Below are 10,425 nucleotides of genomic sequence, written 5' to 3' on the forward strand. Positions count from 1 at the left end.
TCGCGTTATTTTATTCGCACTTTTTAGAGGGAACATTTATGCCGTTTTGGTATTCACATTCCAAACTCGCTTGGTTTCTTTTGCCATTCTCCTTTTTATTTTGGCTGATAAGTCAATTTCGTCGAGCTTTGTTTTCGCTTGGGGTTAAGTCATCTTATCGAGCGCCGAAACCGGTGGTGATTGTGGGGAATTTATCCGTTGGCGGTAATGGAAAAACTCCGGTCGTGGTGTGGCTAGTGGAGGAAATAAAAAAACGCGGGTTGCGTGTAGGGGTGATTTCCCGTGGTTATGGTAGCCATGCGAAAACCTATCCGTTACTCGTCACCGCAAATACCCATTCCCATGAAGGTGGAGATGAGCCGGTACTCATCGTTCAACGCACCGGCGTGCCGGTGGTGATTTCACCAAACCGCCGACAAGCTATTGAATTACTCTTGAATCAAGGTGATTGCGACATCATTATTTCGGATGATGGATTACAACATTATCAATTACAACGAGATATCGAAATTGTTGTGATGGATGCGGAACGTGCGCTCGGCAATGGCTTTGTGTTACCTGCCGGCCCTTTGCGTGAATTACCAAGCCGATTAAAAACCGTGGATTTTGTGATCACTAACGGCGGTAAAAATCAATATTCCGATGCCGTGATGACCTTAGTACCTCATTATGCTATCAATTTAAAAACTAATGAAAAACGCCCTTTGAGTACTTTTCAATCAGGCGCTGCTATTGCCGGTATTGGTCATCCACCACGTTTTTTTACGATGTTGGAAAAATTAGGGATAAATTTAGTACAGACCCAGGCTTTCCAAGATCATCAAGATTTTGATGCGACACAGCTAGAAAAATTTCCGCAAAATCAACCGCTCTTTATGACGGAAAAAGATGCAGTAAAATGCCAAACTTTTGCTAAAGAAAATTGGTGGTATGTGCCGGTGGATGCCGAAGTGGTTGAGGCGGAAAAACAAGGCGAAAATTTACCGCACTTTTGGCGCAAAATTGATGCAATCGTGGAGAAATACAAAAATGCCTGAGCGACTAAATCCAAAATTGCTTGAAGTGATCGCTTGCCCTCGTTGCTTGGCTCGTTTGCAATATGATGCTGAAAATCAACGATTAATTTGTCGTTATGAACAGTTGGCTTATCCTATTGAAAACGGTGTGCCTCTATTAATTGCGGAAAAAGCGGAAAAGATCACAGATTAACTTTTAGGCTGTTAAACGCCTTAGAACCGTTAAGGATTAAGAAGGAATATTTTATGTCATTTACTGTTATTATCCCTGCCCGTTTTGCTTCCTCACGTTTGCCGGGGAAACCCCTTGCGGAGATTGCGGGAAAACCAATGATTCAACACGTATTTGAGAAAGCGCAACAATCAGGTGCAAACCGTGTGATTATTGCCACCGATAACGAAAAAGTGGCAGCAGTGGCCCAAGGTTTTGGAGCTGAAGTTTGTATGACATCGGAACAGCATAATTCAGGTACAGAGCGTTTAGCGGAAGTGGTGGAAAAACTTACTATTTCTGATGATGAAATTATTGTGAATATTCAAGGTGATGAACCCCTTATTCCGCCTGTGATTGTTCGTCAAGTGGCGGAAAATTTAGCAAAATTTAAGGTGAATATGGCAACCCTTGCAGTGAAAATTCACGAAGCGGAGGAATTATTTAATCCGAATGTCGTCAAAGTGCTCACGGATAAAGAGGGTTATGTGCTGTATTTTTCCCGCTCGGTCATTCCTTACGATCGGGATCAATTTATGGGCTTACAAGACATCACAAAAGCCACCTTGGCGGAGGTTTATTTACGCCATATCGGTATTTATGCTTATCGTGCAGGATTTATCAAAAAATACGTGCAATGGGCGCCGACACAGTTGGAAAATTTAGAAAAACTGGAACAATTGCGTGTGCTATGGAATGGTGAACGGATCCATGTTGAACTGGCAAAAGAAGTGCCAGCTGTGGGAGTGGATACGGCAGAAGATTTAGAAAAAGTGCGGTCGATTTTAGCGGCGAATTAAGATGTTTGATGCTAAAAAATTCCTGACAAATGTTTCCCATGAACCGGGTGTTTATCGTATGTATGACGATAAAGAGCAGGTGATTTACGTGGGGAAAGCCAAGGACTTAAAAAAACGCCTGTCGAGTTATTTTCGTTCCAATCTTAGCAGTAAAAAAACAGAAGCGTTGGTGGCGTCTATTCATCATATTGATACCACGATTACCTCTTCCGAAACGGAAGCGTTGTTATTGGAACACAATTTCATCAAACAGTATCAGCCTCGTTACAATGTGCTTTTGCGTGATGATAAATCCTATCCTTTTATTTTATTGACGAAAGAACGCCACCCTCGCATTACCGCTTACCGTGGTGCTAAAAAAATTGCCGGTGAATATTTTGGTCCCTATCCTCATGCAGGGGCAGTACGGGAAACTTTATCCTTGATCCAAAAATTATTTCCGGTTCGCCAATGTGAAAATTCCGTCTATGGCAATCGCTCACGCCCTTGTTTGCAATATCAGATTGGGCGGTGCTCTGCGCCTTGTGTGGCGGGTTATGTGACTGATGAAGAATATTCGCAACAGGTGGAACTGGCGAGGTTATTTTTGCAGGGTAAGGATCAGCAAGTGCTGGATTATTTGATTGGCAAAATGGATCAGGCAAGCCGAGATTTGGATTTTGAACAAGCCGCGCGTTATCGAGATCAAATCCAAGCGGTGCGATCGGTTATCGAAAAACAGTTTGTGTCCAATGAGCGATTGGACGATATGGATATTATGTCCATTGCCTATCAACACGGTTTAGCTTGTGTTCAAGTGATGTTTATCCGTCAAGGAAAAGTATTGGGCAATCGTAGCTATTTTCCTAAAGTGCCGGCAAATACCGATCTTTCCGAGCTAACGGAAACCTTTGTAGGGCAATTTTATTTGCAAGGACATCAAGGCAGAAGTATTCCAAATAGTATTATTGTAGATCGAAAACTCAGGGAAAAAGTGGAATTAGAAACTCTGCTTACAGAGCAAGCAGGCAGAAAAGTGACGATTCAAGAAAAAGTGAAAGGGGATAAAGGAAAATATCTACAACTGGCACAGGTGAACGCAAAAGCTGCATTGGCAACCCAACTCAAGCAATCCTCACGAATGTCCGAGCGTTATCAGGCATTATGCGAATTGCTCGGTATGTCGGAAATTAAGCGAATGGAATGTTTTGATATTAGTCATACTATGGGGAATCAAACGGTGGCATCTTGTGTGGTGTTTAATCAAGAAGGCCCTTTAAAATCCGATTATCGGCGATTTAATATTGAAGGCATTATAGGTGGTGATGACTATGCGGCAATGGAGCAAGCTCTCAAAAAACGCTATGACCGTGATTTGGAAGAAGACAAAATCCCTGACGTAATCTTTATTGATGGTGGAAAAGGGCAACTTAACCGTGCTTTGGAAGTGTTTCAGCAATTGAAGGTCAAGTGGAATAAAAACCGACCGCACTTAATTGGTGTAGCGAAAGGGGTCGATCGCCGAGCTGGGCAGGAAGTGTTGATTATAAGCAAACAAAATCGTGAAATACACTTGCCCGATGACAGTTTGGCCTTGCATTTAATCCAACATATTCGTGATGAAAGCCATCATCACGCTATTAGCGGACATCGTAAAAAACGGCAAAATGCTTTTACTCAAAGTGGCTTGGAAACTATTGAGGGGGTAGGGGCAAAACGCCGCCAAGCCTTGTTGAAATATCTTGGTGGTTTGCAAGGCGTGAAAAATGCCACGGTAGATGAAATTGCTTCAGTACCGGGCATATCAAAAAAATTGGCAGAGACGATTTATGAAACGCTAAAAAGCTAGTTTTGATTTTTTTAAGAACGGATAGAATAAATAGCTATTGCTTTTCTTAATAAAGCGATTATGATCCGGCTCTTTGAATTTTTCGTAGGAACAAATTATGTTTGAATGGCTTAGTGATCCCGAAGCTTGGCTTTCTCTTGCAACATTAGCTGCACTTGAAATCGTTTTAGGGATCGATAATATTATTTTTATTAGTATTTTAGTGGGACGTTTGCCGGCGCATCAACGCCAGTCCGGTCGTGTTATCGGTTTATCTTTAGCAATGATCACCCGAATTTTACTCTTGATGTCGCTTGCTTGGATGATGAAATTAACCGAACCGCTGTTTACCCTGTTTAGCCAAGAGATTTCAGGACGTGATTTAATTTTATTCTTGGGCGGTTTGTTCTTAATTGTGAAAAGTATCGGAGAAATTAAAGAAGCGCTCCATCCTGAAGAACATCATAAAAATGAAAGTCAAAAGAAAGTGAGTTATTTTGGTGTATTGATCCAAATAGCCATACTGGATATTGTATTTTCCCTTGACTCTGTGATTACGGCTGTCGGTATGGCAGAACATTTACCGGTGATGGTTTTAGCAATTATTATTGCTGTCGGCGTGATGTTGTTTGCAGCGAAACCAATCGGTGATTTTGTGGATACCCACCCAACTTTAAAAATTCTCGCTTTAGCATTCTTAATTCTAGTGGGAATCAGCCTCATTGCAGAAAGTCTTGATACACATATCTCAAAAGGCTATATTTACTTTGCTATGGGATTTTCTGTCGTAGTGGAAATGTTGAATATCAGAATGAGAAAATTGATGAAATAGTAAAAAAAAGTGCGGTCAAAAATGATCGCATTTTTTATATAAATTAATATTTTTGATCTATTCAATTTTCCTATTTATTTTTCTGAAGAATCCAACCATAATACTAGGAAATTTTTCTAAAAGGACTTACTATGAATATCCAGAACATAATCAAACAACATCATCTCGAATTACTTTTCCAACAAGGTTTATTTGGTATTGAAAAAGAAAGCCAGCGTGTCTATGCAGACGGTTCGATTGTAACGACTGATCACCCGAAGGCCTTTGGTAATCGTAGTTTTCATCCATATATCCAAACAGATTTTGCTGAAAGCCAGCTGGAATTGGTCACACCGCCGAGTAAAACATTAGAAAATGCAATGCGTTGGCTGTCCGCTATTCACGAAGTAACATTACGTACCCTCCCCGAAAATGAGTATATTTTTCCATTCAGTATGCCGGCAGGGTTGCCACCGGAAAATCAAATCAAGATTGCGCAATTAGAGAATCCGGAAGATGTGGCATATCGTGAACATTTAGTAAAAAGCTACGGCAAATATAAACAAATGGTTAGTGGAATTCACTACAACTTCCAGCTAGATTCGGCATTTGTGCAAGCGTTGTTTGAAGCTCAAGCGGAACAAAAAAGTGCGGTAGATTTTCAGAATGATTTATATCTAAAAATTGCGAAAAATTTCCTTCGTTATCAATGGATTCTGCTTTATTTATTTTCTGCTACACCGACAGTTGATGAAAACTACTTCCGTAAAGGTACCCCGCTTCAAGCCAATCAATATGTGCGTAGCCTGCGCTCAAGCCAATTTGGTTATGTAAACGATCCTGAAATCAAGGTCTCTTTTGAAAGCTTACAATCCTATGCTGACAGCCTTGAACATTGGGTGAACAGTGGTAAATTGATTGCAGAGAAAGAATTTTATTCTAATGTTCGTTTGCGTGGTGCGAATAAAGCCCGTGATTTAGTAAAAAGCGGTATCCAATACCTTGAATTCCGCCTTTTTGATCTCAATCCTTTTGCTCCTTATGGTATTACTCTGGAAGATGCAAAATTTATCCATTATTTCATTTTATTGATGGCGTGGTTGGATCACACGGCCGATCAAGATGACGTAGAATTAGGCAAAACCCGTCTTTTGGAAGTGGCTTGGGAAGACCCTTTATCACCAACGACTTACTCTGTGGAAGGGGAATTAGTATTACTTGAAATGCAAAATATGCTTGAAGTTCTTCAAGTAAATGATGATATTAAAGCTATCGTAAAAGAAAAATTTGCACAATTTGCCAATCCGCGTGACACGCTTTGTGCCAATGTTGTCGCAGCCATTGAGAAATTTGGTGGTTATCAAAAATTGGGGGCAGATATTGCGAAAGGCAATAAGAAAAATGCCTTTGAACGTTTTTATGCCCTGTCCGCCTTTGACAATATGGAACTTTCAACCCAAGCATTAATGTTTGATGCCATTCAGAAAGGCTTGAAAATTGAAATTTTAGATGAGCGTGATCAATTTTTAAGCCTGCAACATGGCGACCATATTGAGTATGTAAAAAACGGCAATATGACTTCACATGATCGCTATATTTCACCATTAATTATGGAGAATAAAGTCGTCACGAAAAAAGTGTTGGCAAAATCCGGTTTTAATGTGCCGCAAAGTGTGGAATTTACCGATGTAGAAAGTGCGGTCAAAAATTTCCCGCTTTTTGAAAATCGGGCTGTGGTGATTAAACCAAAATCAACTAATTTCGGACTTGGTATCACGATTTTCCAATATGGCGTACAAAACCGCGATGATTTTGCCAAAGCGGTAGAAATTGCTTTCCGTGAAGATAAAGAGATCATGGTGGAAGATTATTTGGTTGGCACGGAATATCGTTTCTTTGTGTTAGGTGATCAAACTTTAGCTGTATTATTACGAGTACCGGCAAATGTGATTGGTGATGGGGTACATTCAATTAAAGAATTAGTGGCAATGAAAAATGATCACCCGTTACGCGGCGATGGTAGCCGTACTCCATTGAAGAAAATTGTCCTAGGTGATATTGAAAAACTTCAATTAAAAGAACAAGGATGGACGATTGATTCTATTCCTCCAAGGGATCTTATCGTGCAATTACGGGCTAATTCAAATATTAGTACCGGTGGGGATTCTATTGATATGACGGATCAAATGCATGAGAGCTATAAAAAGATCGCAGTGGAAATTTCCAAGTCTATGGGCGCAGCCGTATGCGGTGTCGATTTAATTATTCCGGATTTAACAAAACCGGCTGAGCCTAACCTCCAATCTTGGGGTGTGATTGAAGCCAATTTTAATCCAATGATGATGATGCATATTTTCCCGTATGCAGGACAATCACGCAGAGTTACCTTGGATGTGCTCAAAATGTTATTTCCTGAAATGAAATAATGTCGTCAATCGAAAAAAAGTTGGCTTTTATGAAATATCGGGTTTTGCCATTGGTGAAACCCGATGTAAATGAAAGCGGATTGAGCTAAAATAGTCCTGAATTTAAATCACTCAGCATCAAACATTAATGACAACATTTACCCTAGAACCTCAAGATAATACACGTCTTCAATCCCTTTGTGGTGCATTTGATGAACATCTCAAACTGATCGAAAAAGAGTTTAATCTGAGCATTGCCCGCAATAATTTCACTTTTACCCTTAAATCAAATGAAGATAACCCCAAACCCTACCACGAAAAACTCATTCAAAGTGCGGTTAAATTAATCCAAGATTTATATGTAGAAACAGCGCCGATCAAGGGGAAAGTGAATGAATTAGACTTAGAAGATGTGCACATTGCTCTACAAGAAAGCCGAATGCTTTCTCAATCGGAATCGACAAGAACGGAAAGTCAGGTTTATAGCACAACGATTAGAACCAAACGTGGTGTGATTAAGCCACGCGGTGAAAATCAAATTCAATATTTACATAATATTTTGACTCACGATATTAGTTTTGGTATCGGACCTGCGGGCACGGGAAAAACTTTTTTAGCTGTTGCGGCCGCAGTGGAAGCCCTAGAACGACAAGAGATCCGCCGTATCTTATTAACCCGTCCGGCAGTTGAAGCGGGGGAAAAACTCGGTTTCTTACCGGGGGATTTAGGGCAAAAAATCGAGCCTTATTTACGACCGCTTTATGATGCTTTATTTGAAATGCTGGGCTTTGAACGCGTACAAAAACTGATGGAACGCAACGTGATTGAAATTGCCCCGTTAGCCTATATGAGGGGGAGAACATTAAACGATAGTTTTATCATTTTAGATGAAAGCCAGAATACCACAGTGGAGCAAATGAAAATGTTTCTCACCCGTATCGGATTCAATTCTAAAGCGGTGATCACCGGCGATGTGACACAAATTGATTTACCGCGTAGTACCAAATCAGGCTTACGCCATGCGATTGAGGTGTTGGAAACTGTACCTGAGTTGAGTTTCAATTATTTTGATAGTCAAGATATTGTGCGTCATCCGGTGGTGGCAAAAGTTGTACAAGCCTATGAAGCATGGGAAATCCAAGATGAAATTCGCCGTAAAGAATTAGCCGAAGAACGTAAAGCGGAGCGGGAAAAAGAGCGGTTGTTTTTAACTGAGAATTGAGAAGGGTAGTATGGGAAATATGTTAATTGATTTACAGATTGCCACTGAAAATACGCAAGGTTTGCCAACGGAACAACAAATTATTCAATGGGCAACCGCAGCTGTGCAGCCGGAAAGCGATAATGTGGAAATGACAGTGCGTATTGTAGATGAAGTGGAAAGTCACGAACTCAATCTTACTTATCGTGGAAAAGATCGCCCAACAAATGTGCTTTCTTTTCCCTTTGAATGTCCTGATGAAGTCGAGTTGCCTTTATTAGGCGATTTAGTGATTTGTCGCCAAGTGGTAGAGCGTGAAGCCATCGAGCAAAAAAAAATGCTAATGGCACATTGGGCGCACATGGTCGTGCACGGCAGTTTACATTTATTGGGCTATGATCATATTGAAGACGATGAAGCCGAAGAAATGGAAAGCCTGGAAACACAGATTATGCAAAATTTAGGTTTTGCTGATCCTTACTTATTAGAAAAAGAACAAAATTTGGAGTAACCATGTATAAAGCCGTATTTAGTGATTTTGACGGAACCTTATTAACCTCGGATCATAAAATTTCCCCAAGAACTTTGGCGGCAATTCAACGTATCACCCGCAAAGGGATTCCCTTCGTACCTATTTCAGCCCGTTCCCCTCTTGGTATTTTGCCTTATGCCAAGCAAATAGAAAATTACAATGTCATTGTGGCATTTAGCGGTGCGTTGATTTTAGATCGAAATTTGACCGCACTTTATTCAGTGAATATTTCCTCAGAGGATATTCAAAAAATTAATCAAGTTTTGGCACAGTATCCGGAATTAGGTGTGAATTATTACACCAATGACGATTGTGTGGCACGTGATGTAAATAATAAATGGGTCATTTTTGAGAAGAGTGTGACGAATATTCAAATCGATCCTTATGATGAAAGTGCGGTTTATTCGCCACACAAAATTCAGATTATTGGTGAAACAGATGAAATCATTGAGGTTGAAAAACTTCTAAAAGCGGCTTTTCCAGATTTAAGTATTTTCCGTTCTCATCAAAATTTCTTAGAAGTGATGCATCAATCCGCCACAAAAGGCAATGCCGTGCGTTTTTTAGAAGATTATTTCCATGTCAAAATTGAGGAAACCGTCGCCTTTGGAGACAATTTTAACGACTTAGATATGCTGGAAAATGTTGGTCTTGGCGTGGCAATGGGCAATGCACCTGAAGAAATCAAACAAGCCGCCAAGCGTGTCACTGCAACAAATGATGAAGATGGGTTAGCCCTGATTTGGGAAGAGATTTTCCCGGAATAAAAAAAGAGATAAAAAAATGACCGCACTTGATCTGCACCTTAATCGGTTGGTTATTAAACCGATGGTTGGGGTTAGATCGCTAGAAGAATATAACAAATATGGCGATATCGAGGTTAAAAAGATATTCTCTTATCTTCCTTTATTTTTTGTTAGTGTGCAATTATTGTATTTTTACTATACAACGCTATCGTTCACATTTAAGCGCAAAACCATTATTTACAGGGGAGATTATGTTGGTTATACATTAGTGCTTTTTGTACTAAGTTTTCCTTTGGGTAGTTTTTTATTTTTGTTTTAGCTCTAGTTGGTTTTGAAGGAACAGTATTTTTTAATCCTTTTTTGTATTTATTTTAACGGTTATTGCCACTCTTAGTTTTAATGTTCAGTGGCATATAGTTTATCCTAAATTACGAAAGATAATATTAAGAAAATACTTTTCAGGTTCTGAAAATTATTTTATTTTTGATATTCTCATTTTTGTTTTAATTGTTTTTCTTATTTTATTTCTTTCTGAGGTTGAAGTTGGTTAATGATTGTATAGTTTCCCTCCGGCAGATGTTATTATTTTAAATTAGTGAGATGGTGTTGAAATAATCCCTAAAATAGCAACTGCACTACCTGCTAGAATTGCCCAATCTGGAGCAAATGAATTAACTATGGCGTAAACAATCCACCCAGTTGCTACGCCGGCGAATAGATTTCTTGCTAAAAAGAAAGAAATAACCAAACTGCCTATTACCCAAGCTATCATAAAAACTCCTTATCTAAAATACCCTTTACTATTGTAAAGCCCAGACATAATTCCATTCAAACCTATTTGAATTGCACCATATCTATGTCATATTCTTTCAAAATCAAGCATTACAAGTTGGCAA

General features: G+C 39.6%; 10 protein-coding genes. 9 read left to right on the top strand and 1 reads right to left on the bottom strand.

Annotated elements, in window-relative coordinates; genetic code table 11:
• Positions 1-38: 38 nt before the first annotated feature.
• From lpxK to BKK47_RS05475, 9 genes are all read left to right on the top strand, one after another.
• Positions 39-1,037, top strand: coding sequence for a tetraacyldisaccharide 4'-kinase (lpxK, locus tag BKK47_RS05435; RefSeq protein ID WP_077493887.1), 999 nt, complete (start codon positions 39-41; stop codon positions 1,035-1,037).
• Positions 1,030-1,209, top strand: a complete 180-nt coding sequence (locus tag BKK47_RS05440; RefSeq protein ID WP_077493888.1) for a Trm112 family protein — start codon at positions 1,030-1,032, stop codon at positions 1,207-1,209. The genes lpxK and BKK47_RS05440 overlap by 8 nt, the downstream gene beginning before the upstream one ends.
• Before the next feature lie 53 nt (positions 1,210-1,262).
• Positions 1,263-2,027: a 3-deoxy-manno-octulosonate cytidylyltransferase gene (gene kdsB, locus BKK47_RS05445; protein ID WP_077493889.1), complete on the top strand. Its 765-nt coding sequence runs from the start codon at positions 1,263-1,265 to the stop codon at positions 2,025-2,027.
• A 1-nt stretch (position 2,028) separates the two neighbouring features.
• Entirely contained in the window at positions 2,029-3,855 is a 1,827-nt protein-coding gene (uvrC, locus tag BKK47_RS05450) for an excinuclease ABC subunit UvrC (RefSeq protein ID WP_077493890.1), read from the top strand.
• Positions 3,856-3,952: 97 nt separating this feature from the next.
• Positions 3,953-4,666 carry a TerC family protein gene (locus BKK47_RS05455; protein WP_077493891.1) on the top strand — a complete coding sequence of 238 codons (714 nt, stop codon included), beginning with the start codon at positions 3,953-3,955 and terminating at the stop codon, positions 4,664-4,666.
• Positions 4,667-4,797: 131 nt separating this feature from the next.
• Entirely contained in the window at positions 4,798-7,071 is a 2,274-nt protein-coding gene (gene gshAB / locus BKK47_RS05460; protein ID WP_077493892.1) for a bifunctional glutamate--cysteine ligase GshA/glutathione synthetase GshB, read from the top strand.
• A gap of 127 nt (positions 7,072-7,198) precedes the next feature.
• Complete coding sequence (locus tag BKK47_RS05465; protein WP_077493893.1) at positions 7,199-8,272, top strand: PhoH family protein; 1,074 nt, start codon at positions 7,199-7,201, stop codon at positions 8,270-8,272.
• Between the two features lie 10 nt (positions 8,273-8,282).
• Complete coding sequence (gene ybeY, locus BKK47_RS05470) at positions 8,283-8,762, top strand: rRNA maturation RNase YbeY (RefSeq protein WP_077493894.1); 480 nt, start codon at positions 8,283-8,285, stop codon at positions 8,760-8,762.
• A 2-nt stretch (positions 8,763-8,764) separates the two neighbouring features.
• A complete protein-coding gene (locus tag BKK47_RS05475; RefSeq protein WP_077493895.1) occupies positions 8,765-9,550 on the top strand; it encodes a Cof-type HAD-IIB family hydrolase in 786 nt (261 codons plus the stop codon).
• Between the two features lie 571 nt (positions 9,551-10,121).
• Here BKK47_RS05475 and BKK47_RS05485 read toward each other — a convergent pair.
• On the bottom strand, positions 10,122-10,301 hold the full coding sequence (locus BKK47_RS05485; RefSeq protein ID WP_077493897.1) for a hypothetical protein: 180 nt from the start codon (positions 10,299-10,301) through the stop codon (positions 10,122-10,124).
• Positions 10,302-10,425 lie beyond the last annotated feature (124 nt).

The sequence above is a fragment of the Rodentibacter mrazii genome (assembly GCF_001998825.1).
Lineage (GTDB): Bacteria > Pseudomonadota > Gammaproteobacteria > Enterobacterales > Pasteurellaceae > Rodentibacter > Rodentibacter mrazii.

Excerpts from the sequence above, each read along its gene's own strand:
- lpxK (WP_077493887.1), top strand. The coding sequence starts at position 39 with ATGCCGTTTTGGTATTCACATTCCAAACTCGCTTGGTTTCTTTTGCCA.
- BKK47_RS05440 (WP_077493888.1), top strand. The coding sequence starts at position 1,030 with ATGCCTGAGCGACTAAATCCAAAATTGCTTGAAGTGATCGCTTGCCCT.
- kdsB (WP_077493889.1), top strand. The coding sequence starts at position 1,263 with ATGTCATTTACTGTTATTATCCCTGCCCGTTTTGCTTCCTCACGTTTG.
- uvrC (WP_077493890.1), top strand. The coding sequence starts at position 2,029 with ATGTTTGATGCTAAAAAATTCCTGACAAATGTTTCCCATGAACCGGGT.
- BKK47_RS05455 (WP_077493891.1), top strand. The coding sequence starts at position 3,953 with ATGTTTGAATGGCTTAGTGATCCCGAAGCTTGGCTTTCTCTTGCAACA.
- gshAB (WP_077493892.1), top strand. The coding sequence starts at position 4,798 with ATGAATATCCAGAACATAATCAAACAACATCATCTCGAATTACTTTTC.
- BKK47_RS05465 (WP_077493893.1), top strand. The coding sequence starts at position 7,199 with ATGACAACATTTACCCTAGAACCTCAAGATAATACACGTCTTCAATCC.
- ybeY (WP_077493894.1), top strand. The coding sequence starts at position 8,283 with ATGGGAAATATGTTAATTGATTTACAGATTGCCACTGAAAATACGCAA.
- BKK47_RS05475 (WP_077493895.1), top strand. The coding sequence starts at position 8,765 with ATGTATAAAGCCGTATTTAGTGATTTTGACGGAACCTTATTAACCTCG.
- BKK47_RS05485 (WP_077493897.1), bottom strand. The coding sequence starts at position 10,301 with ATGATAGCTTGGGTAATAGGCAGTTTGGTTATTTCTTTCTTTTTAGCA.